Source organism: Xanthomonas sp. MUS 060, from assembly GCF_000963215.1.
Classification (GTDB): Bacteria; Pseudomonadota; Gammaproteobacteria; order Xanthomonadales; family Xanthomonadaceae; genus Xanthomonas_A.
In genome coordinates, this window is sequence record NZ_JZIM01000007.1 from 100,608 (window position 1) to 122,993 (window position 22,386).

The following is a 22,386-nucleotide window of genomic DNA, read 5'->3' on the forward strand; positions in this document are numbered from 1 at the left end:
AACGAGATAAGGACGAATTCAAGATAAAAGCGGCCCACCATGCAACCTGGTCGCCGATTCAACTTGCGTGGCGCAGTGAAAGGCCACCGATTACTTTACCAAGGAGTAAAGACAACATACGCCTTCATGCAGGCGCATCGCCTGCAATTCAGGCTGCGCGTGATGTCCCAGGTGCTATGTGTGAATCGGTTTAGCCACTCCGCTCGAATATGTGCTCACCGACTCAATCGGCACGTCGGCGACAACGCTAGCGTACCGGCCGGGCGAGATGCAGATTCTCTGAGCTGACGCATGGACGCCACGGCGGCCCTCGTGTATTAAGATTCCAATCTTGGAGTTCCGAATGCACAACGGCAAAGACACCACCCTGCGCCTGATGATCGTCGACGACAGCGGCGAAGATGCCGAGGCGATCGTCAGCAGCCTGCGCAATAGCGGCATCGCCGTGCGCCCCTCGCGACCGCAACACGCCGACGAACTGGACGCCATGCTCGCCGCACAGCAGATCGACCTGGTACTCAGCGCACACGCACAGGCGATCCCGCTGACACAGGTGCTGCAACGTGTGGCAGCCAGCGGCAAGGACATTCCCGTCATCATGCTGACCGAACATATCGACGAGAACGTCTGGAGCGACGCACTCTCCAGCGGCGCGCGCGCGATCGCACTGCGGCAACGTCCGGAGCAACTGCTGACGGTGGTGCGGACCACCTGGGCCGATCTGCAGGCACGCCGCGGGTTGCGCCGGATCGAAGCGCAAATGCGCGAGACCGAACGGCGCTGCGACGCACTGATCGCGTCCTCGCGCGATCCGATTGCCTACATCCACGAAGGCATGCATATCCGTGCCAATGACGCGTACCTGGAGATGTTCGGGTTCGTCTCTTTCGACGAGGTCGAAGGCATCTCGCTGCTGGACATGCTCGCTCCGCAGCACGTGGAGGACTTCAAGCAACTCCTCAAATCGCTAAGCAAGGGAGAGCCGCCTCCAGCACAGTATCAGGTCGACGCACGCACACTGGAAGGCGAGAGCTTTCCGGCGACGATGGAGTTCGCCACTGCCAGCTACGAAGGCGAAGCCTGCGTGCAGGTGGTGTTCCGGCGCCGCGAGGAGTTCGACCCGGAACTGGCGCGTGAAGTCGAGGGCCTGCGCCAGCGCGATCAGGTCACCGGCCTGCTCAACCGGCCAACCTTCATGCTGGCGCTGGAAAACGCGGTCGCCCAAGTCGGCCGCGGCGATGGCCAATTCGGCTTTCTGCTCATCGAACCGGATCACTACAAACGGCTGGTAACCGATATCGGCCTGGACTCGGCCGACGTCCTGATCGCCGCACTGGCCAAGCAGTTGGCCGCAGCAATCGACAGCGACGTGCAGGCGGCGCGTTTCGGCGAACACAATTTTGCACTTCTGCTCAAAGGCGACTACGCGCGCACATCGGCACTGGCACAACGTCTACTGCACACCTACGCCAGTCAGGTGCTTAGCGTAGGCGAACGCTCGGCGACGGTGACGGTCAGCATCGGCGGCGTGCAGATCGGCGAGAAGATCGCCAGCGTCGGCCAGGTCCTGACCCGTGCCAGCGAAAACGTGCAAACCAACATCGAGCTGGGCGGCAACGCTTGCAAGATCTTCGACCCCGGCGCCGCCGACCGTCTGGAAGAAGAGCGCATCCAGCGCTGGGTGCAGCATCTGCACGCAGCACTGGCCGATGGCGGCTTCCTGCTGTACTACCAGCCATTGGTGAACCTACAGGGCGAGCCGCACGAACTGTACGGGGCGTATTTGCGTCTGGAACTCAACAATGAACTGATCAGCCCGGCCACCTTCCTCGGCATCGCCGCAGAGTACGGCATGATGGCGGAGATCGACCGTTGGGTGGTCTCCCGCGCGATCACTGTGATCGGCGAGCGTCAACGCGCTGGCCATACCACCAGCGTGCTGGTCAAGATCACCACGGATTCATTCGCCGACGCGCAGATGGTGCAACTGATTCAACGCGAACTGGCGAAACACGGCGTACCCGGCGAGCGGCTGTGGCTGCAGACACCGGAGGCCAGAGTGTTCACCCACCTGCGTAATGCGCAACAGTTTCTCGCCGACGCCACCGCGCTGGGGTGCAAGGTCGGCCTGGAACAGTTCGGCTCCGGCCTGGACTCGTTCCAGTTGCTGGCACATTTTCAGCCCGCATTCCTGAAACTCGACCGCGAATTCACAAGAGACCTGACCCAGACCCGCGAACACCAGGACAAGATCCATGAGATCACCGCACGTGCGCAATCGACTGGTATCGGCACCATCGCCGAATTCGTCTCAGACGCCACGTCGATGAGCCTGCTGTTCAATGCCGGCGTGAACTACATGCAAGGCGAGTTCGTCGGCTTGGCAACCGGGGAAATGAACTTCGACTTCAACTGACACCCTTTCGCTTGGGACGCGATGCCTGCGAAAACGCCAAGACGCCCCGATCAGCGCACCGTCGCATTGACCTGCCAAGCGCGCAAAGCAGCGATGCGCTCGCTCAACGGCGGATGGCTCATGAACAATCGGCGCAATCCCTGACCCAACCCACCGGCAATCCCGAACGCCTGAACCTGCGACGGCAGCGTGCTTTGCCCATGGTTGAGCTCCAGCCGCTGCAGCGCCGCGATCATCTTGGCGCGACCGGCGAGACTGGCGCCACCAGCATCGGCGCGAAACTCGCGGTAGCGCGAGAACCACATCGCGATCATCGTCGCGAACAGGCCGAACACCAACTCCAGCACCATCACGATCGCGTAGTACGCCAGACCACGACGGTCATCGCGGTTACCCCCGAGATAACTGTCCAGCACACCGCCGACCACCCGCGCCAGCACGATCACGAAGGTGTTGAGCACGCCTTGCAGCAAGGCCATCGTCACCATGTCGCCATTGGCGATGTGGCTGATTTCGTGGCCGATCACCGCTTCGGCCTCGTCTTCGGTCATGTTGTGCAGCAAACCGGTGGACACCGCCACCAGCGCATTGTTGCGATTGGCGCCCGTGGCAAAGGCGTTGATTTCCGGGCCATCGTAAACTGCCACCTCGGGCATGCCGATGCCAGCGGCCTGCGCCTGACGCCGCACCGTCTGCAGTAACCAACGCTCGGTTTGGTTGCGTGGCTCAGTAATCACCTGCGCGCCGGTGGCGCGCTTGGCCATGAACTTGGACAGCAACAGCGACACCAGCGACCCACCGAAGCCGAACACCGCGGCCATCACCAACAAGCCCCCCATCCGGCTCGGGTTGATGCCGAACACCGCCATGACAATGCCGGCCAGCACGAGCACCGCCAAGTTGGTGATGAGGAACAGGACGAGGCGATTGAACATGTGCGCGTGCGCTCCGCAAGGCGAGAGTGAAGGTCGTTGAGTCGAATCTGCGGTGCGGGCCGCTTGAATTCAAGCACCTACCTGCACGACGATTCAGCTTATCCATGTCCTCGTCTCTCTACCGTGGCCGTTTCGCGCCCTCGCCCAGCGGCCCGCTGCATCTAGGCTCGCTGCTGGCCGCTTTCGGCAGTTGGCTGCTGGCACGCCATGCCGGCGGCGAATGGTTGGTGCGCATCGAGGACGTGGACCGGCCGCGCAGCATCCCCGGCGCCGCCGAGCGCCAGCTCGCCAGCCTGCGCGCCTGCGGGCTGGAAGCCGACGGACCGGTCCTGCGCCAGAGCGAGCGCGAGGCGGCCTACCAGGACGTACTACAGCAACTGCTGCGATCCGGGCAAGCGTTCGCCTGCAGTTGCAGTCGCAGCGACCTGGCCGCGCAGGGTGGAGTACATCATCGCTGCGTCACGACGCAGACACGGCCGAAGCCAGCGCTGCGCCTACGGGTCGCACCCGGCACAGCCAGCGTGGTCGCGTTCGACGATGGCCTGCGCGGCACCCTGACTCAGGACGTCCACGCCGAGGTCGGCGACGTCGTGCTGCTGCGCGCCGACGGCTGCTGGGCCTACCAACTGGCCGTGGTGGTCGACGATGCCGCGCAAGGCATTACCGACGTCGTGCGTGGCGCCGACCTGCTCGATTCCACTCCACGGCAAATCCTGCTGCAACGGGCACTGGGTCTACCGACGCCGCGCTATCTGCACCTGCCGCTGCTGCTCGGGGCCGACGGACGCAAACTGTCCAAATCGGACGCGGCACTGCCGCTGGACGATGCCGACCCACTGCCAGCGCTGCGCCTGGTCTGGGCGGCGCTGGGGCAGACCCCAGCGGCACTGGCCGGCGTCGGCTCGGTATCGACACTGCTGACGGCGGCGCAACGCGCGTTCGATCCAGCGCAGTTGCCGACGCAGGAGTTTTTAACGCGCCAGATGTACTTTAAGCATCCACAGCGCCCCAAAGGCTGACTAGAATCGCAGGTCAGTCGCGCTGCGGCCCCCTTCCCCCAATTGCTTCGGAGCAAAATTCATGACTTCACGCGTTGCGCTGGTGACCGGCGGTACCGGCGGAATTGGAACCGCGATCTGCGAACGGCTGGCCGCGCAAGGCCACCGCGTCGCCAGTAATTATCGCGACGCGGCCAAGGCACAGGCCTGGCAACAACGCATGCGCGAGCGCGGCCACGATGTTGCCATCATCGCCGGCGACGTCGCCTCGCCCGAGCATGCGCAGGCACTGGTGCAGGAGGTCGAGCGCCAACTCGGCCCGATCGAGGTGCTGGTCAACAACGCCGGCATCACCCGTGACACCACTTTCCACAAAATGACCGCAGAGCAGTGGCACGAGGTCATCAACACCAATCTCAATTCGGTGTTCAACGTCACCCGCCCGGTGATCGAAGGCATGCGTCGGCAGCGCTGGGGCCGGGTCATCCAGATCAGTTCGATCAACGGCCTCAAGGGCCAGTACGGCCAGGCCAATTACGCCGCTGCCAAGGCCGGCATGCATGGATTCACAATCTCCCTGGCACGAGAGAATGCCAGCTACGGCATCACCGTCAACACCGTCTCGCCCGGCTACGTCGCCACCGACATGGTCATGGCGGTGCCGGAGGAAGTTCGCGCCAAGATCATCGCCGACATCCCCACCGGACGCCTCGGCAAACCGGAGGAAATCGCCTACGCGGTGGCATTCCTGGTGGCGGAAGAAGGGGCCTGGATCACCGGCTCGAATCTGGACATCAACGGCGGCCACCACATGGGCTGGTGATACACGAACCACCCGGCATGCGATCGGTGGCAACGCGATAACGCCACAGCGCGCTGCCCACAACCGATGCTGCGCAACGTGTGCCTGGCATGCTGCGCAGCATTTTTCAGATGAGATCTAAAACATCCCAGGCACTGCGACAGTTGCAAGCACTGGTGCGCTGCGCCATGCTGCGCGCCTACCGTCAAAGAGCGATCGCTTCATGGCTGATATCCGCATCATCAAGAAGTATCCCAATCGCCGCCTCTACGACACCGAAATTTCCAGTTACATCACCATCGAAGACGTCCGCCAGTTGATCATCGACGGCGAGGAGTTCGAGGTGCGCGACGCCAAGACCGGTGAAGACCTCAGTCGCGCGGTCCTGTTGCAAATCATCGCTGACCAGGAACAGGACGGCGAACCGATGCTGTCCACCCAGTTGCTCAGCCAGATCATCCGTTTCTACGGCGACTCGCTGCAGGGCTTCATGGGCAACTATTTGGAGCGCAGCATGCAGGTGTTCCTGGATCAGCAGCAACAGTTCCGTCAACAGATGGGTAACTTGCTGGGGCAAACGCCATGGACAATGATGAACCAGCTGACCGAGCGCAACCTGGAGTTGTGGCAAGAGTTCCAGCGCAACCTCGGCAGCGGTTTCGGCCGCCCCGCCGCTGGTGCAAGCAAACCCAGCGAACCGCCAACCGGCACCACGTCGACGAAGTCGCGACCACGCTGAGCGCATACCTGGAAGAACGCGCACGCGCCAAGGCGCGTGGCGTGTCGTCCCATGGGTAGACCGAACAGCCGGGACAGCGGCACTCCAAAGGACGACGCCCTACCAACACCACGTCGGACTATCGTTCAAGGAACTCCGGCAAGGAACGCCGGTTGCAATCCGCATCCAGCGCTGTCTATTGCCCAGTGTGCCAGGCATGGCACGGCACTTAGCGTTGTCGCGCTGGCGCTGTACGGCAACCGGCACACAGCCGCTCGACCTTGTAACCCCGTGCGCGCAGTCCCTCGACCACCCCGTCCGGGCCAAGCAGATGCAGCGCGCCGACCACCACCAACGTGTCGCCCTGCCCATCCTGCAGGCGTTGCTCCAGTCGCGGCAACCAAGCTCGGTTACGCTCCACGTCGATGCGCTGATACAGACGCGGATAGTCGCGTTTCATCTGTACGCCGAGCTCCTGCCATAACTGGCGCTCGTCGCCACCACGCCAGGCGTCGTGCAAGCGCAGTGTCTGGGTCGCGCCCTGCTCGGCATCGTCCAGTGCCTCGGTCAGCATCTGCCGCTGCTCCACCGGGTCCATGCCCTGTAGCAAGGCGATCTGTGCCGATGCGCTCTCCAATCCTTCCACCGACTTGCCGCCCTGCAGCGCCATCTCCATAAAATGCCGGTCCAGACCGGCATCGGCCTGCAGCCCCTGCGTCTTCATGTCGGCGATGCTGATGCTCAGACCGACGAACCACGGTTCCAAGCCACTCATCTGCGCGAGCGGCAACCCGTGCCCAGCCGCGTAACGGCGCAAGCGTTGCCACGTCGCCGGATCCAGATCGTCTTGCAAGCGCTTGCCGTCGTGGCGCTGCGCCGCCTGCAGCATCTGCGCGCCCAACTGGGGCGAATCCACATCCTGCGGGGCCAGTTCGAACAACAGTCGCGGCGATGCCGCGTATGCGGCATCGACTTCGTGCGCAAGTGGGTAGTCCTGCGGCTTGAGCAGATGAAACGAACCCAGCAGATACAGCGTGCCATGCGGGCCACTGACCTTCCACAGCAAGGGTGTGGGCGGCGCAAGCGCCGATGACGCAGGACTTGGACTTGCCAGAAGCGGCAGCGCCAGGGATACCAACATTCCCAGCAGCACGCTGCGCAACCAACGCGGTAATGGATTCATCGAAAGCCTTGCCTCAATGGTGAGCGACGTAGACCTTCTCGCCAGCATCGATTGCCAGATCGAGACGATTTTCCGGCGGCGGCAGCGGACAGGTCGCAAACGGGGTGAAGGCACATGGGGGGTTGTAGGCACGGTTGAAGTCCAGCACCACGCTGCCGTCGGCCGCCGGTGCAGGCACATCCAAGAAACGCCCTGCCGGGTAGCTGCCGCGCCCGCTGGTGCGGTCGGCGAACACCACGAACAATGGCTGTCCAGGCGAACCGATCGCCTGCAACCGAAAGCGTCTCCCACCACGCTCGAACTCCAACACGCCGGCATTCGGCGATGCGGTACTGACGCCGATGATGTCCACGATTTGCAGCGTCGTGCCCGGCGGATTGGGCACGAAACGCCCACGCACGCGCCAAGATTCGCTCAGCGGCCAATCCTGCAATCCAGCGAAACCCAGCCTGCTCGGCGCATCGGCGTGCTTGACCCGCAGCGCATAGCGGCCACCGCGTTCGATCAGACTGAGCTTGCCCTTGCCATCATCAAAATCGATCACCGTCGGCTGCGGATCGTGGTCGCTGTAAAGACGAATGCGCCCCTGCAGCGGCGTGCCGTCCACGCGGAGCGCGGCACCGGGCTCGGGGGTCAGATACACCTGTCCCTGCATCTGCGATACCAGTGCCATCCGCGGCGGACCAAACGCCAACCGGATGCCACTGCCTGGGCCGCTCCCGATGTCGTGTTCTTTCAGTTCCAGCCAGTGCAGGCCGACCAAGCTGGTCCAGCCGTCGGCCGCCTGCAGTTCGCGCAGACGTTTCGCGCGCCAGGCCTGTTCGTCGGCGAGAAAATGCGCGTCCATGGCCTTTGGCGCGATCGGTGCCGATGCCTGTCTACCACACCCGCTCATGGCCAGCAGTATCAGCAGCAGAGACAGCGGCTTCGTCCACTTGTGCATCAACGTCCTCGTAAGAACCAACGATCGATTTCAGCCAAGGTAAAGCGTGCCCAGGTCGGACGTCCATGGTTGCATTGTCCGGAGCGCTCGGTCGCCTCCATATCACGCAGCAAGGCATTCATTTCCGGCAACGTGAGACGCCGGTTGGCACGCACCGCGCCGTGACAGGCCATGGTCGAAAGCAGCGCGTCGCGCGCGCCAGCGACACGACCGCTGTGGCCATGCTCGCGCAAATCGGTGAGTACATCGCGCAGTAAAGCCTCCGGTTCGGCCTGCGCCAGCAAGGCCGGGATGCTGCGCACGTGCAAGGACTGCGGTCCACTGCGGGTAATCTCGAATCCAAGCGCGGCCAATGTCTGCGCTTCGCGCTCGGCGGTATCGGCGTCACGCTCGCCAACCGCCAGGGTGATCGGCACCAGCAGTGGTTGCGTATGCAGGCCAATCCCATCGTGCGCGCTCTTGAGCCGCTCGTAGCCGATACGCTCGTGCGCGGCATGCATGTCGACCACGATCAGACCTTCTGCGTTTTCGGCCAGGATATAGATGCCATGCAATTGCGCGATCGCGTAGCCGAGCGGCGGCCCACCGCTGTCGGGCGCAGTGGGCGGCAACCCGCCTGCCGCGTCCTGTGCCTGGCGCGGCAGGTGAGTCGCCGCGCTTGCCGAATCGGCCGACCCCGCGTACAACGCCGCATACGCCGCAGGTGCCTCCTGCACCCGCAAGCCGAGCGGCGACTGCGCCGACCGCCATTGCGCACCATCTCCCTTCCCGCTACCGGCTACCGATGCGCGTGACGGTGGCCATGCGCCCGCTCCGGAGCCATGCGTCGGCAATGCCTGCACGGGCGCGTCGGCCGCCGTGCCGGGCAGGCTACCGGCACGGGTCTGCGCCAACGCGTCCTGCAAGGTGCGGTAAACGAAATCGTGGATCAGCCGCGCATCGCGGAAACGCACCTCGTGCTTGGCCGGATGGACATTGACGTCCACACGCGACGGATCCAACTCCAGGAACAACACATAGGCCGGCTGACGACCATGAAACAGCACGTCGCCATAGGCCATCTTCACCGCGTGGGCGACACTGCGGTCGCGCACCGAACGGCCATTGACGTACAGGTACTGCTGGTCGGCACTGGCACGCGAATAATGCGGTTGTGCGATCCAGCCATGCAGGCGCAGGCCAGCGCCACTGTGATCCACCCGCAACGCCTGCCGGGCGAAATCCTCGCCCAGCGTTTCGCCCAGGCGGGCATCCGAATACAGATCGCCGGGCTTGTAGCGCCGCGACGGTTTGCCGTTGTGAGAAACCCGTAGTTCCACATCCGGGCGCGCCAGCGCCAGCGAACGCAGCCATTCCTCGATGTGGCCCAATTCGGTGCGTTCGGCGCGCAGGAATTTGCGCCGCGCCGGCACGTTGTAGAACAGTTCGCGCACTTCCACCGTGGTACCCGGCGACTGCGCGTGCGGCTGCACCGTACCGACTTTGCCCCCTTCCACCTGCAACATGGCGCCATGCGCGTCGTCGGCGCGGCGCGAGGCCAGGGTGAAGCGACTGACCGACGCAATCGAGGGCAAGGCCTCGCCACGAAACCCAAGCGTGCCGACGGTTTCCAAATCGTCCAACGAGGCGATTTTGCTGGTTGCGTGCCGCGACACCGCCAATGGCAACTCTTCGGCGGGGATGCCACCACCATCGTCGCGGATGCGAATGAGGCGCACGCCGCCCTCTTCCAGGTCGATGTCCACGCGGTGCGCGCCCGCATCCAGCGCGTTCTCCACCAGTTCCTTGACCACCGAAGCCGGACGCTCCACCACTTCGCCCGCAGCGATCTGGTTGATGAGGATCTCGGGCAATTGACGGATGCTCATACCGACCTCGCAGCACGCGCCCGTCTCGGCGCGCTGATCTCAACGGTAGAGCAAGAACACCAGCAAAAAACGAACATCGGCACGGCGCACGGCGCGGACGCCATCATCGAGGATTGGCCGGCCATGATAGCCGAGCGCGTCAGCGGTTGCCGCCAGCGACCGTCCCAGCCGCCGCATCCGCTTCTGCCTGCGCGCGCGCGGCGAACAGCGTGCCGGGAGGCGGTTGCTGGGTAAAGAAGGTGTTCACACCATCAAGCACAGCGCTGGCGATACGGCGCTGATACGCGGGCTCGGTCAAACGACGCTCTTCTTCCGGATTGGAAATATAAGCGGTCTCGACCAGCATCGCCGGCATGTCGGAGGTCCGCAGCACGGCAAAATTGGCGCGCTCGATCTCTGGCTTGTGGTTGTTGCCGATTTCCTTCAGCCCGCCCAATACATGCTCGGCCGCATCCTCGGACGCTTTCATGTGTCCGCTCTGGGCCAAGTCGAGCAACACGCTCGCCAAGGTGCTATCGGTTCTCTGCAAACGCACGCCGCCGACCAGATCAGCCGCATTCTCCTTGTCCGCCAGCCAGCGCGCGCGCTGCGACGAAGCACCCTTGGTCGATAGTACGTACACCGAGGAACCGCTTGCACTGCGATTCTCTGCGGCATCGGCGTGGATCGAGATGAAGATGTCGGCCTTGGCGGCGCGGGCTTTCTGCGCGCGCATCGGCAACGGAATGAACACGTCGGTGCTACGCGTCATGTATGCCTTCATGCCAGGCGTGGCGTTGATCTGGCGGGCCAGTTCGCGACCGATCGCCAGAGTCACATCCTTCTCGTGCTTGCCGGTAGGGCCGCTGGCTCCGGGATCCTGACCGCCATGACCAGGGTCGATGGCCACGATCAACGGGCGCATGCCCGGCCTCATTCGCACCCGCGACGGCGCACTGGGCATCACCGGCCGCGCTTCAGACGCCGCGGCCACGGCCATCTCGTCTTGGTCGTTGTTGGCCGGCTCGATGGCCTGCGGCGGCACTATCTGGGGCTGACTGGCGCTTTTCTGCGTCACCGTGGCAACGCCAGCGCCAGACTTGGCAAGCGGTACGCGCGCCGATTCCGTCGGCGCAGGGACGGCGGCGTTATCGCTTACCGGCGGAGGGATCGCCACGGCGACCGGCTGTGGCTGGGTCGAATGCTGCACGACAGAGGCGGTCAATGCGGCCGTCGCGCGCGCCGCTTCCGCACGTGGATCCAGGACAGGCTTGGCAACAGGCGGCGGCAATACAGGTACTGCGGACACCGAGGGCGGCGCGGCGCTAGCCGCAACGGACTTACCCATCGCGGCATCGCCCGGCCACTCGATCACCAACACCGAACTACCGCCAATGGTCTGCATCTGCGGTTTGAACGCGACCACCGAATTGCTGAGGTCGAACACGATACGCAAGGTACCCGGCACCGGATGGCCCGTGCGCACGGCACTGACCACACCGCTGCCGGCGGGTAGCTTCAAACCCTTGACGGCGGAAGAGTCGGCAAAATCCACCACCAACCGATCAGGGTGAGCCAAGGAGATGGTGCTGAAGCCGCCGTTGCCCTGCAAACGGATCTCTGCGCGGGTGCCGGTTGCGCCGTTATCCAGCGATACCGACTGAACCTCGCCCGCAAACGCCAACTGCGCCGCCAGGCACCAGCCTGCGGCGATGGCGGAACAGGCAAAAACTCGGATCCCCTGGCGCATACCATCGATTCAAGCATCGTAACGACACAAATGCAAGCAATTTTCCCTTAATAATCCATAACCTGCTTCCACTTTTTAGCGTCAGCTCAGAAAAAGTTGGCGCAAGTCACCTTGCTCGACGATCCGGGTCAGCCACACTTTCCCTGCCGCAGTGCCGGCCCGCACCTGCGCCATGCGCCCACCATCGTGCAAGGCCAGCAGGACATGCAGATCCGCCGGGGCCAGCACGTCACCGCCGCGCTCGGGCCATTCCACCAGCCACAGATTGGCGCTTGCTTCGTCCAGGCCCAGAAAATCCAACTCGCCAGAGGTTCCTATACGGTACAGATCCAGATGCCATGCCTCGCCGTCGGCGAGTGGATAACGCTCCAACAAGGTGTAGGTGGGGCTGCGGATCGCACCCTGGACGCCCAACGCACGCAGCAAAGCGCGCGCCAAGGTCGATTTGCCCGCTCCCAGATCACCGTGCAAATGCACGACGGCCTGTGCTGGTCGTGTGGCGGCGAGCGCGCGCCCGAACCGCTCGGTGGCATCGCTGTCGGGCAGAAACAATTGCAAGGTCATCATTCGAATTCCGGGTTGGAAAGACGCCGCAACGCATGCAGCAAGTCGGAGGGCAGCAAGCCACGTTCGCCACCGGCCGAAGCAGCGCGGTCACCGGCGCAGGCGTGCAGCAGCGCGCCCACACTGGCCGCTTCGAACGCAGCCAGCCCCTGGGCGCGTAGCGAAGCGATCACGCCGGTCAACAGATCGCCCATACCGCCAACCGCCATACCTGGATTACCGGCGGCGATAACGCGGGGCAGTTGGCCTGGCGCGGCGACAATACTGCCGGCGCCCTTCAGTACCACCGCAGCCTGATAGCGGTCGGCCAGCAGCGCAGCGGCGGCAAAGCGGTCGCGCTGCACCTGCGCGGCGGTCAGACCGAGCAGCCGCCCGGCTTCGCCCGGATGCGGCGTCAACACCGCCTGCGGCAGCTGGCGCGGCGCCTGCGCCAGCAGATTCAACGCATCGGCATCGACCACCAACGCGACATCGCTGGCGAGCACGGCATGCCATAACGCCTGCGCCCAGTCGTCTTGACCAAGACCCGGACCGAGCGCCACCACATCGGCCTTGCACAAGAGCGGCATCAACGCCTCCGCGTCCTCGACAGCATGCGCCATCGCCTCTGGGCAACGCGCCAGCAGCGGTGCCACGTGCATACGACGGGTCGCAACGCTGACCAATCCTGCGCCGCTGCGCAACGCCGACTCGGTGGTCAGCATGACCGCACCACCGCTGCCATGATTCCCACCGATGCACAGCACATGCCCGGCATCGCCCTTGTGACTGTCGCGGGGCCGGGGGGCGAGATATCGACACAACGCGGCAACGCCCCAGGCCGTTGCAAACGGCACGCAACCAGCGAACGCGGCCACAGGCACCTGCAGCGTCGCCAGAGCACGCTCGCCGACATAGTTCAGCGCAGCACCCGTATACAGGCCGGCATGGGCCACGATGAACTGCAGGGTCAACGTCGCCGACAACGCCACACCCGGGACGCTACCGGACTGCGCATCCACGCCACTAGGCACATCCAGCGCCAACACCGGCGCACCAAGCTCAGACAGCGCACCAATCAACCTGGTCAATTCAGCATCTGGCGCGCGATTCAAGCCAATGCCGAGCAATCCATCGACCACCACATCGGCAGGTTCCAGCACGCCATCGAACACGACGATACGACCACCGACGCCGATGTAGTCGTTGCAGGCACGTTGCGCCAGCGACGACCGCGGCCCACACCCCGGCAACTGCACCACGCTTACCCGATACCCGGCACAATGCGCCAAGCGCGCCAGCACGTAGCCATCGCCGCCGTTGTTGCCACTGCCGCAGGCCACCAAAATGCGCTGCGCCTGCGGCCAACGCTGCAACAGCGTCTGCCACGCCGCCTGCCCGGCACGCTGCATCAGCGCATCAGCGCCCCCGCCCAGCAATGCAATGGCCTGTGCATCGATGCGACGCGCGGCGGTGACGGTATGGAGATCGCGGCATTCGGACATGCGTAGAATTCTATACTTGCGCCATATCCGTCCACGTCGCAGCCGTTGCCGACCTGGGAGCAAGACGGCGCAGCCGACACAAGACACAGACACAGACACAGACACAGACATGCGAGGATAGCCGCCAGCACGCCACCGCATCACCCGCATGCCCAATCGCACCGACCAAATCCTCACCCCAAGCCAGCTCAATACGCTGGCCCGCGACCTGCTGGAAAGCACGTTCCCGCTGGCATGGGTGGAAGGCGAGCTGGGCAACGTGACCCGCCCCACCTCCGGACACCTGTACTTCACCCTCAAGGATGCGCGCGCACAAGTGCGCTGCGCGATGTTCAAGCCCAAAAGCCAATGGCTGCCGTTCGTGCCACGCGAGGGGCTGCGCGTCCTCGCACGCGGTCGCCTCACCTTGTACGAAGCGCGCGGCGACTATCAACTAGTACTGGAACACCTGGAAGAAGCCGGCGAAGGCGCGCTGCGCCGCGCGTTCGAAGCGCTCAAAGCCAAACTCACTGACGAAGGCCTGTTCGCGATCGAACGCAAGCGCCCCCTGCCGGCTTTCGTGCATCGCCTGGCCGTGATCACCTCACCCAGCGGCGCCGCAGTGCGCGATGTGCTAAGCGTACTCGGCCGGCGCATGCCACTGCTGCAAGTGGATATTCTGCCGACCCTGGTACAGGGCGACAGCGCCGCCGCGCAGATCGCAACATTGCTGCAGCAGGCCGATGCCTGCAATCGCTACGACGTGATCCTGCTGACCCGCGGCGGCGGTTCGCTGGAAGACCTTTGGGCGTTCAACGACGAGCATCTAGTGCGCACCATCGCCGCCTCGAATACGCCGGTGGTGTCGGCGGTCGGCCACGAAACCGACGTGACGCTGGCCGATTTCGCCGCCGACCTGCGCGCACCGACACCGTCGGTCGCGGCAGAGTTGCTGGTCCCCGACCAACGCGACATCACCATTCGGTTATCCGCCCAACACCACGCATTGCAGCGTTGGCAGCGGCACCTCCTGCGCCAGGCACAACAACGCGCCGACCAGGCAATGCTCAGGCTGCAAGCGCAGAGTCCGCAGATGCAACTGCAACTACTGCAACGCCGCCAACGCGAGGCCGCGCGCCGACTGACCACACTGTGGATGCAGCAGCAAGAACGCCGACAGGCGCAGTTGCGCCATGCTGCCGCGATCCTGCGCGCCTCCCAGCCACAGCATCGGCTTACGATGCTAGGCAGCCGCCTGCAAGCGCTCGGCCAGCATCTGCCTGTCGCGATGGGGCGACGCTTGCAAGTCCAGACACAACGCTTGCGCGCGCTGGCGCGCGCAATGGAGGCGATCAGTCCGCTCGCCACATTGGCACGCGGCTATACCATCCTGACGCATGCCGGCACTGGCAACGTCGTGCGCTCGGTGACACAAGTCGAACCAGGCGCCCCATTGCGGGCACGCCTAGTAGACGGCGAGCTGGACCTGCACGTCGATTCGCCATCACCAGCGCGCTCTGCCAAACTACCCGGCAATCATGACTGACATGCCCCACGAAAATCGCATCAAGGCCGTACTGCAGGGCATGCGCCGCGCCGAACGGCACAAGGCAGGCAGGCTGGCAAACACCAGCGACATGCTGTCGCTGATCGATGGCGCATCCTACGGTGCGCCCGAGGATGCGCAACGCGCACTTGACTGGCTCGCCCGCGATGGCACTCTTGGATACCTGAACGAGAACGACCTCAGTAACATCGGCGAGACCATCTGCATCGTCTGGAACGGCTGCGGCGGCGACTTCCCCACAATGGCGCAATGGCTCACCACGATACAACTGACCGGCGACCGCACAGCGTTGCAAGCGCTGCGCGAAGGCGACAGCCCGGACCTGCTCGCTGCAGCACGCGCGGCCTTCATTGCGGCCTAGATCGAATTCAGCCACCGAATTGGCCGACTGCACGGCACACAGCGGCAGCGGCAATGTCAGGCCAAGCAGAGATAACAACGACAGCATCTGGATCGGTGGAAGACCCAGGCGTCGATTCGAAGAGAAAAATCTTCAGCTTGGTCAATGTTTAGGGCAAGAGCAAAATCGACTCAACCCGCCAAAACCTGTTCAGCCAAGCAAAACATCACTGGCACTGTCTTGAGGGCCCGAGGAAGCGCGCCGCCAAATAGGCGCACGCCATCGCCTGGATCAGGCAGGCCCAGGCGAGCCTGCACGCCGACTCACTTGGCGAGCTTCGCCAGCGATCGACCATCCTGCTGGTCGGCACACTCCACCGGCTCACGCAGGACCACACGTTTAGACACACCATCGTGCTGCTGCAGGTACGTGTTGACCATCATGCACTCGGACCCAATCTGTTCGATGTAAGGACCCTCTGCCTCCGGATGATCCTGATCAGCCACAAGCCCTGCTTTCATTTCAGTCCCAGCAAAAGCATCGCCAGCAGCAACCAAAGCCAGCACCCCAGACAGGACAATCAATGGAAATTTAACACGCATTACCACCTCCCCAGATTGGCCGCTTATATGGTCTCCATCGGCCGCGTACATGATTACGACCGCACACGCCATCTGTTGAGTGAATCGTCACGAAAGCATGATCACTTTTCGCATTTGTCTACAATAGTAGACCTTAATTTCACGGAAACGTGGCGAAAGAGCTGCTGTAGTGGTCCGCCATCTGTGCTGCAAAGCAGCAGGCCGGTACTGTCCGGCTCGCGCTGGCAAATCGGCATCGCGAGAGGCATCACCGCATGCCAAACTCTGCCTATTGCAACAGCCGCGCCATCGCGTCTTGAGATGGCTGACAAACTGATCCGCAAAGCCAGCGGGATAGCCATCCATATAAAGATGGAATAGCTTGAGTCATTACAAGACTTGGAGCTAATGGTGGCCGAGGACGGAATCGAACCGCCGACACGGGGATTTTCAATCCCCTGCTCTACCAACTGAGCTACTCGGCCACTGCGCAACGCGGCAGTACCGGTGCGAGGCGCGCATCATAGCGATGCAATCGAGATTGGGCAAGCCACGCTGTTTCGACCTTGCAGATGCTGGCCGGCACAGCCCGGGCCAGCCTGACCAAAACCAAGCTCCTCGGCAGCGGATCGGCTCAGGGTACGGACGTCGCCCGCCGCACCATCGAGGACTGTGGTGGCTTTTCTTCTTGCGCCGCACACTCCGTCACGGCCAGACCAAAGCACATGCCAGTCAAAGCCGGAGAGGCTTGGCGTTCGTCGAGTACACGGCAATGTCGCCATGACACAGCCGCTTTCCGGGGTGCGTAGTATTCTTCGCCGGTTTCCACACGCCACCGGACTTCGCTCATGCCCCGCCCCCTTCGCCTCGGCTTGCTGATGATGTGCACGACGCTCCTGAGCGCATGCGGGGACGGCATGGTGCGGCGCGTGTCCGACCCGGCTGCAAGCTTGCAGCAACTCACCGTCAATCCCGATGGCAGTTGGAAAGTGGAGTTACGACTGCAGAACTACAGCAGCATTCCCATGCGCTATGACAGTCTGCGCCTGGACCTGGGCGTGGGTGGCGAAGCCGCAGGCACTATGCAGGCAACCCCCGGAATCTCGATCGGCCCGGAAACGGCGGATGTGGTCAACGTCGCCGTGCGACCCAGTTCCGCCGCGCGTTTGGCCATCGCCGATGCGCTGGCAAGCCACCACAGCCTGGAATACACGCTCAAGGGCAGCATCGCGGCCACGCCCGAAGAAAAGAAACAGCGCACCTTCACCATCGATACGCACAACACGCTCTCGCCAGCCCCCGGCCTGGACGGCGTGCTGCGCTGATCGCCTCGCCGTAACCCGGCCACTGCACCAACTCTGGTGCGCCTCCATACCGGGCATGCCGGTATCTGCGCGAGCCTGCACCGACGTCCTCTGTGACCGACGTTAGACACGCTAAAGGGGACACACGCGCCTTGCATCACAGGGCATACGACGATCCAGACAAGGCCCCCCTTCGAAACGCTCCCTCGGCGGCACACCCCATACGCAGTAGTATCCTGACACTCTCGGCCGCACTGCGGCCCATGGCACGAGCGATCGCATGAGCACCTACCAGGCCCCGTTGAACGATCTTCGCTTCGCCCTGTACGACGTTTTGCAAGTGGAAGCACTATTCGCCCGTCTCGGCCATGCCGAGGCCAACGCCGAACTGATCGACGCGGTACTGGAAGAAGCCGCGCGCTTCACCGGCACCGTGCTGGCGCCGCTGAACCGGGTCGGCGACGAGCATGGGTGCACGCTGGACAAGAACACCGGCGCGGTGACTACCGCACCCGGCTTTCGCGACGCCTACCGGCAATTCGCCGAGGGTGGCTGGACCGGGCTGACCGCGCCCGTCGCGTTCGGCGGCCAGGGCATGCCGCATACGTTGGGTGCGCCGTTGAACGAGATGATCAACGCCGCCAATCTCGCCTGGGGTAACTTCCCGCTGCTGTCGCACGGTGCCGTGGAGGCACTCAAGCAGCATGGCGACCCCTGGCAACAAGAGATATTCCTGAAGCCATTGGTGGAGGGCCGCTGGACCGGCACCATGTGCCTGACCGAACCGCACTGCGGCACCGACCTGGGCCTGCTCAAGACCCGGGCCGAACTCAACGCCGACGGCACGTGGTCGGTCAGCGGCACCAAGATCTTCATCACCGCCGGCGAGCACGATCTCACCGACAACATCGTGCATCTGGTCCTGGCAAGGCTGCCCGACGCGCCACCCGGGGCCAAAGGCATCTCGCTGCTGGTGGTGCCGAAATACAGAGTCGCGCGCGACGGCAGCCTCGGCGAACGCAATGCGCTGCGCTGCGGCGCGTTGGAACACAAGATGGGCATCCATGGCTCGGCCACCTGCGTGATGAACTTCGATGGTGCCCAGGGTTATCTGATCGGCCCGCCGCACAAAGGCCTACAGGCGATGTTTACCATGATGAACTCGGCGCGACTCGGCGTCGGGTTGCAGGGCCTGGGGCTGTCCGAGCGCGCTTACCAGAACGCCCTGCGCTATGCCCGCGAGCGCCTGCAATCGCGCTCACTCAGCGGTGCCAAACAGCCCGAAAAACCCGCCGATCCGATTCTGGTGCATCCGGACGTGCGTCGCATGCTGCTCACGGTGAAGGCGCTGACCGAAGGCAGCCGCCTGCTGGCACTGCATGCCGCCAGCCTGATCGATATCGCCCACAGCGCCACCGACCCAACCGAGCGCGAACAGGCCGAGGTGCTGGTCAGCTTCCTGACCCCGATCGCCAAGGCCTGCCAGACCGAATGGTCGGTGGAAACCACCTACCACGCGCTGCAATGCTTCGGCGGCCACGGCTACATTCACGAATACGGCATGGAACAGTTAGCACGCGACGCGCGCATCACCACCTTGTACGAGGGCACCACCGGCATCCAGGCGCTGGACCTGATCGGGCGCAAGACCGCCTCCAGCCAGGGCGCTGGACTGACGCTGTTCCTGGCACAGATCCAGGCGTTCCTCAGCGAACACCACGACACACCAGCGGTGGCAGAGTTCATCGCGCCGCTGCGCGAGAAAGCACAGGAATGGGCGGCGCTGACCAAGCGCATCCTACAGCGCGCCGCCAGCAACCCCGACGAACTCGGCGCGGCGAGCTACGACTACGTGTTCTATTCCGGCTATGTGGTGCTGGCGTACTGGTGGGCGCGCAGTGTCGCCGCAGCCGCGGCCTCGACACATACCGAAGCATTCAAACAATCCAAATGCGAAACCGCCCGCTTCTACTACGCCAAGTTGCTGCCACGCACGCTGACCCACGCCGCGGTGATCGATGCCGGCGCACAGCCGCTGATGGCATTGGCCGACGCACAGTTCTGAGCCGGTCAATGGGGTAAAGCTGCAAGGCGCATCACCGCTGGCGCGAACGCGAAGAGACAACCAGGCATGCAAATCCGCCGCACTGACGGATACACAAACCGTCAACAATCGGGTATAAGCTGTTTTCTCGATGGAGACAGACACAACCACGCTTGGTCTGATCGATACCGGGGCCCATGCCGCGTCGGAGGCAGTTCCGACGGCGCCCTATCCGCCCTCCACTCACCTGCCTTCGGTGCGTCTGCTGTCGCTGGACGGGCATGGTCGTGTCCTGAACTGGATCAACTGGCAAGACGCCGCCTGCCTCTACGTACGCGGCGCAGTGGCATGGACCCTGGGCGAGCCATGCATGGAGATCCACGGCGGTCTGTCGCGCGCCAGCGGCGAGCGCAGCGTGCTGCATCTGCACCCGATCATCGCCGCGCGCGGCCATGCACGCTCACGCGCGCTGGACCCCACTCCCACGCTGACCAACACCGCACTGTTCGCTCGCGACGCACAGCTGTGCATGTATTGCGGCCAGCAATTCAGCCGCCCGCAACTGACACGCGACCATGTCCTGCCGGTCTCCAAAGGCGGGCGCGACATCTGGGAAAACGTGGTCACCGCGTGCTTCCACTGCAACTCCCGCAAGGGCAACCGCACCCCGCAACAAGCGTCGATGCCGCTGCTGGCGGTACCATACCGACCAAGCTGGATAGAACACCTGATCCTGTCAAACCGCAACATCCTCGCCGACCAGATGTCGTTTCTGAAGGCACAACTGCCCAAGCGCTCCAAACTTTCACGGTAAATTCGCGTTAAATCAGCAACCCAACGCGTGCCACGCCGCGCCCTGCGACCGATTGCCGCACCCCGGCGATCATCCATGCCACCACGTTTGTCCGTTGAACGGGTTGCTTGCCCATGCCCGGAATGGGGAGGAAAATATCGCGGTCGCTGACCCTGCATTCCGATGATCGACTCCACCCGCTATCCGCGCCTTGCGCGCATCCAGCTCCCCGCCGACCTGCGCGGTTTCGAAACATCGGAATTGCCGGCCATCGCCGAGGAGCTGCGTTCCTACCTGATCGAATGCGTCGGCAAGAGTGGCGGCCACTTCGGCGCCGGGCTGGGCGTGATCGAACTCACCGTCGCCCTGCATTATCTCTACGACACCCCGGTGGACCAACTGGTGTGGGACGTTGGCCACCAAACCTATCCGCACAAGATCCTCACCGGACGTCGCGACCGCATCCACACCGTCAAGCAGGCCGATGGTGTCGCGCCGTTCCCCAAACGCGAAGAAAGCGAGTACGACACGTTCGGCGTCGGCCATTCCTCCACCTCGATCTCGGCCGCACTCGGCATGGCCGTGGCGTTGCAACGCATGGGCGATGAACGCAAGGTGGTGGCGGTGATCGGCGACGGCGCGATGACTGCGGGCATGGCCTACGAGGCGCTGAACCACGCCGGCGGCATGGACCCGGAGCCAAACCTGCTGGTGATCCTCAACGACAACCGCATGTCGATCTCCGAGGCGGTTGGCGGCGTCACCAAGATGCTCGGACGCATGACCGGCAGCAAGACCCTCAATGCGATCCGCGAAAGCGGCAAAAAAATTCTCGGCGACAAGAAGCGCAACCGGACCGCGCGTTTCATGCGTCGCTGGGAAGAACACTGGAAAGGCATGTTCGTGCCCTCCACGCTGTTCGAGGAAATGGGGTTCCACTACACCGGGCCGATCGACGGTCATGACCTGCCGGCCCTGCTCGGCGCGTTGAAGACGCTCAAGACGCTGAAAGGCGCGCAGTTGCTGCACGTCATCACCACCAAGGGCAAGGGCTACGAACTGGCTGAGGGCGACCAGATCGGTTACCACGCGGTCGGCCCGTTCGATCCGAGCAAAGGCCTGGTGTCCAAAGAAGGAACCAAGGCACCGACCTACACCGATGTGTTCAGCAATTGGATCTGCGACATGGCCGCGGCCGAACCGGCGCTGCTGGCAATCACACCGGCGATGCGCGAAGGTTCGGGCCTGGTCCGTTTCAGCAAGGAATATCCGCAACGCTATTTCGACGTGGCTATCGCCGAACAGCACGCGGTCACGCTGGCCGCCGGCATGGCCGTCCACGGCGCCAAGCCGGTGGTGGCGATCTATTCCACGTTTCTGCAGCGCGGCTACGATCAACTGATACACGACGTGGCGCTGCAACAGCTCGACGTGCTGTTCGCGATCGATCGCGGCGGCGTGGTCGGACCCGATGGCGCCACTCATGCCGGCAATCTGGACCTGAGTTTTCTGCGCTGCGTGCCGCACTTGGTGGTGATGGCCCCGGCCGATGAAGCCGAATGCCGGCAGATGCTCAGCACAGGCCTGCGCCATCGTGGCCCCGCAGCGGTGCGCTACCCGCGCGGCACCGGCCCCGGCATCGCTCCTGCAGCGACGCTGGATACTCTGCCGATCGGTAAGGCGCAGCGCCGTGCACAGGGCACGACGCTCGCGCTGCTGGCGTTCGGCGCAACACTGACAGCGGCCGAACAAGTTGGCCGCGAACTCGGCCTGAGCGTGGTCAACATGCGTTTCGTCAAACCGCTGGATCGCGCGCTATTGCTGGAACTGGCGCACAGCCACGAGGGGTTCGTGACCATTGAGGACAACGTGGTCGCTGGCGGTGCCGGCTCCGGCGTGGCGGAACTGCTCAACGCCGAGGGAGTGTCGCTTCCGCTACTGCACCTGGGCTTGCCCGATGCCTTCCAGCATCACGCCAGCCGCGAACAACTTTTGGCAGAAGCCGGGATCGACGCCGCAGGCATCCGCGCCGCAGTGCTGGCGCGCTGGCCGCAACTCGGCAGCATCGCCCGGCCGCTGAGTGCCGCAAGCTGAGGCCCACGCGGGCAAGCCACAGCGAACAATGCGCTGGCACCGTT

Annotated in this window: 18 protein-coding genes and 1 tRNA gene; 10 read left to right on the plus strand and 9 right to left on the minus strand. The window is 63.8% G+C overall.

Annotated features, from left to right (window positions below; translation table 11 throughout):
• The first annotated feature begins 343 nt into the window (after positions 1-343).
• Positions 344-2,416 carry an EAL domain-containing protein gene (locus XANALMUS060_RS09450; protein WP_045738179.1) on the plus strand — a complete coding sequence of 691 codons (2,073 nt, stop codon included), beginning with the start codon at positions 344-346 and terminating at the stop codon, positions 2,414-2,416.
• Between the two features lie 50 nt (positions 2,417-2,466).
• Here XANALMUS060_RS09450 and htpX read toward each other — a convergent pair whose 3' ends face one another.
• Entirely contained in the window at positions 2,467-3,351 is an 885-nt protein-coding gene (gene htpX / locus XANALMUS060_RS09455; protein WP_045738180.1) for a protease HtpX, read from the minus strand.
• Between the two features lie 104 nt (positions 3,352-3,455).
• Here htpX and gluQRS point away from each other — a divergent pair, with 104 nt between their 5' ends.
• The 3 genes from gluQRS (at position 3,456) to phaR (ending at position 5,890) form a co-directional block, all read left to right on the plus strand.
• Positions 3,456-4,370, plus strand: coding sequence for a tRNA glutamyl-Q(34) synthetase GluQRS (gene gluQRS / locus XANALMUS060_RS09460; protein WP_045738181.1), 915 nt, complete (start codon positions 3,456-3,458; stop codon positions 4,368-4,370).
• 61 nt (positions 4,371-4,431) lie between these two features.
• Positions 4,432-5,172, plus strand: coding sequence for a beta-ketoacyl-ACP reductase (locus XANALMUS060_RS09465; protein WP_045738182.1), 741 nt, complete (start codon positions 4,432-4,434; stop codon positions 5,170-5,172).
• Positions 5,173-5,374: 202 nt separating this feature from the next.
• Positions 5,375-5,890, plus strand: coding sequence for a polyhydroxyalkanoate synthesis repressor PhaR (phaR, locus tag XANALMUS060_RS09470; RefSeq protein ID WP_045727242.1), 516 nt, complete (start codon positions 5,375-5,377; stop codon positions 5,888-5,890).
• Positions 5,891-6,098: 208 nt separating this feature from the next.
• Here phaR and XANALMUS060_RS09475 read toward each other — a convergent pair whose 3' ends face one another.
• The 6 genes from XANALMUS060_RS09475 to XANALMUS060_RS09500 form a co-directional block, all read right to left on the minus strand.
• Complete coding sequence (locus tag XANALMUS060_RS09475) at positions 6,099-7,052, minus strand: TraB/GumN family protein (protein WP_082064996.1); 954 nt, start codon at positions 7,050-7,052, stop codon at positions 6,099-6,101.
• A gap of 13 nt (positions 7,053-7,065) precedes the next feature.
• Positions 7,066-7,995, minus strand: coding sequence for a DUF1684 domain-containing protein (locus XANALMUS060_RS09480; RefSeq protein WP_045738183.1), 930 nt, complete (start codon positions 7,993-7,995; stop codon positions 7,066-7,068).
• Positions 7,995-9,863 (minus strand): DNA mismatch repair endonuclease MutL, encoded by a 1,869-nt coding sequence (gene mutL / locus XANALMUS060_RS09485; RefSeq protein WP_045738184.1) that lies wholly within the window; start codon positions 9,861-9,863, stop codon positions 7,995-7,997. The genes XANALMUS060_RS09480 and mutL overlap by 1 nt, the downstream gene beginning before the upstream one ends.
• Positions 9,864-10,002: 139 nt before the next feature.
• Positions 10,003-11,592, minus strand: a complete 1,590-nt coding sequence (locus XANALMUS060_RS09490) for an N-acetylmuramoyl-L-alanine amidase (protein ID WP_045738185.1) — start codon at positions 11,590-11,592, stop codon at positions 10,003-10,005.
• An 81-nt stretch (positions 11,593-11,673) separates the two neighbouring features.
• Entirely contained in the window at positions 11,674-12,159 is a 486-nt protein-coding gene (tsaE, locus tag XANALMUS060_RS09495; protein WP_045738186.1) for a tRNA (adenosine(37)-N6)-threonylcarbamoyltransferase complex ATPase subunit type 1 TsaE, read from the minus strand.
• The gene (locus XANALMUS060_RS09500) at positions 12,156-13,640 is read right to left on the minus strand and encodes a bifunctional ADP-dependent NAD(P)H-hydrate dehydratase/NAD(P)H-hydrate epimerase (RefSeq protein WP_045738187.1); all 1,485 of its coding nucleotides are present in this window, start codon (positions 13,638-13,640) and stop codon (positions 12,156-12,158) included. Before XANALMUS060_RS09500 ends, tsaE begins: the two co-directional genes overlap by 4 nt.
• A gap of 148 nt (positions 13,641-13,788) precedes the next feature.
• Here XANALMUS060_RS09500 and xseA point away from each other — a divergent pair, with 148 nt between their 5' ends.
• Both xseA and XANALMUS060_RS09510 read left to right on the plus strand, forming a co-directional pair.
• Positions 13,789-15,165, plus strand: coding sequence for an exodeoxyribonuclease VII large subunit (gene xseA, locus XANALMUS060_RS09505; RefSeq protein WP_045738188.1), 1,377 nt, complete (start codon positions 13,789-13,791; stop codon positions 15,163-15,165).
• Positions 15,158-15,547 (plus strand): hypothetical protein, encoded by a 390-nt coding sequence (locus tag XANALMUS060_RS09510; protein WP_045738189.1) that lies wholly within the window; start codon positions 15,158-15,160, stop codon positions 15,545-15,547. Before xseA ends, XANALMUS060_RS09510 begins: the two co-directional genes overlap by 8 nt.
• A gap of 302 nt (positions 15,548-15,849) precedes the next feature.
• Here the strand turns inward: XANALMUS060_RS09510 and XANALMUS060_RS17495 are convergent, their stop codons facing one another.
• Positions 15,850-16,128 (minus strand): hypothetical protein, encoded by a 279-nt coding sequence (locus XANALMUS060_RS17495; RefSeq protein ID WP_152640455.1) that lies wholly within the window; start codon positions 16,126-16,128, stop codon positions 15,850-15,852.
• Positions 16,129-16,516: 388 nt separating this feature from the next.
• Positions 16,517-16,592 (minus strand) — tRNA-Phe (locus tag XANALMUS060_RS09520).
• A gap of 363 nt (positions 16,593-16,955) precedes the next feature.
• Between XANALMUS060_RS09520 and XANALMUS060_RS09525 the strand changes: the two genes are divergently transcribed.
• The 4 genes from XANALMUS060_RS09525 (at position 16,956) to dxs (ending at position 22,342) form a co-directional block, all read left to right on the plus strand.
• Positions 16,956-17,432, plus strand: a complete 477-nt coding sequence (locus tag XANALMUS060_RS09525; protein WP_045738190.1) for an LEA type 2 family protein — start codon at positions 16,956-16,958, stop codon at positions 17,430-17,432.
• 259 nt (positions 17,433-17,691) lie between these two features.
• On the plus strand, positions 17,692-19,476 hold the full coding sequence (locus XANALMUS060_RS09530) for an acyl-CoA dehydrogenase C-terminal domain-containing protein (protein ID WP_045738191.1): 1,785 nt from the start codon (positions 17,692-17,694) through the stop codon (positions 19,474-19,476).
• A gap of 130 nt (positions 19,477-19,606) precedes the next feature.
• Positions 19,607-20,269, plus strand: a complete 663-nt coding sequence (locus XANALMUS060_RS09535) for an HNH endonuclease (RefSeq protein WP_045738192.1) — start codon at positions 19,607-19,609, stop codon at positions 20,267-20,269.
• A gap of 162 nt (positions 20,270-20,431) precedes the next feature.
• Positions 20,432-22,342: a 1-deoxy-D-xylulose-5-phosphate synthase gene (gene dxs, locus XANALMUS060_RS09540; protein ID WP_045738193.1), complete on the plus strand. Its 1,911-nt coding sequence runs from the start codon at positions 20,432-20,434 to the stop codon at positions 22,340-22,342.
• Positions 22,343-22,386 lie beyond the last annotated feature (44 nt).

Coding starts and splice junctions, on each gene's coding strand:
- XANALMUS060_RS09465 (WP_045738182.1), top strand. CDS start 4,432: ATGACTTCACGCGTTGCGCTGGTGACCGGCGGTACCGGCGGAATTGGA.
- XANALMUS060_RS09490 (WP_045738185.1), bottom strand. CDS start 11,592: ATGCGCCAGGGGATCCGAGTTTTTGCCTGTTCCGCCATCGCCGCAGGC.
- XANALMUS060_RS09480 (WP_045738183.1), bottom strand. CDS start 7,995: ATGCACAAGTGGACGAAGCCGCTGTCTCTGCTGCTGATACTGCTGGCC.
- XANALMUS060_RS09535 (WP_045738192.1), top strand. CDS start 19,607: ATGGAGACAGACACAACCACGCTTGGTCTGATCGATACCGGGGCCCAT.
- phaR (WP_045727242.1), top strand. CDS start 5,375: ATGGCTGATATCCGCATCATCAAGAAGTATCCCAATCGCCGCCTCTAC.
- dxs (WP_045738193.1), top strand. CDS start 20,432: ATGATCGACTCCACCCGCTATCCGCGCCTTGCGCGCATCCAGCTCCCC.
- htpX (WP_045738180.1), bottom strand. CDS start 3,351: ATGTTCAATCGCCTCGTCCTGTTCCTCATCACCAACTTGGCGGTGCTC.
- xseA (WP_045738188.1), top strand. CDS start 13,789: ATGCCCAATCGCACCGACCAAATCCTCACCCCAAGCCAGCTCAATACG.
- XANALMUS060_RS17495 (WP_152640455.1), bottom strand. CDS start 16,128: ATGCGTGTTAAATTTCCATTGATTGTCCTGTCTGGGGTGCTGGCTTTG.
- XANALMUS060_RS09500 (WP_045738187.1), bottom strand. CDS start 13,640: ATGTCCGAATGCCGCGATCTCCATACCGTCACCGCCGCGCGTCGCATC.
- XANALMUS060_RS09450 (WP_045738179.1), top strand. CDS start 344: ATGCACAACGGCAAAGACACCACCCTGCGCCTGATGATCGTCGACGAC.
- XANALMUS060_RS09510 (WP_045738189.1), top strand. CDS start 15,158: ATGACTGACATGCCCCACGAAAATCGCATCAAGGCCGTACTGCAGGGC.
- XANALMUS060_RS09525 (WP_045738190.1), top strand. CDS start 16,956: ATGCCCCGCCCCCTTCGCCTCGGCTTGCTGATGATGTGCACGACGCTC.
- gluQRS (WP_045738181.1), top strand. CDS start 3,456: ATGTCCTCGTCTCTCTACCGTGGCCGTTTCGCGCCCTCGCCCAGCGGC.
- mutL (WP_045738184.1), bottom strand. CDS start 9,863: ATGAGCATCCGTCAATTGCCCGAGATCCTCATCAACCAGATCGCTGCG.
- XANALMUS060_RS09475 (WP_082064996.1), bottom strand. CDS start 7,052: ATGAATCCATTACCGCGTTGGTTGCGCAGCGTGCTGCTGGGAATGTTG.
- tsaE (WP_045738186.1), bottom strand. CDS start 12,159: ATGATGACCTTGCAATTGTTTCTGCCCGACAGCGATGCCACCGAGCGG.
- XANALMUS060_RS09530 (WP_045738191.1), top strand. CDS start 17,692: ATGAGCACCTACCAGGCCCCGTTGAACGATCTTCGCTTCGCCCTGTAC.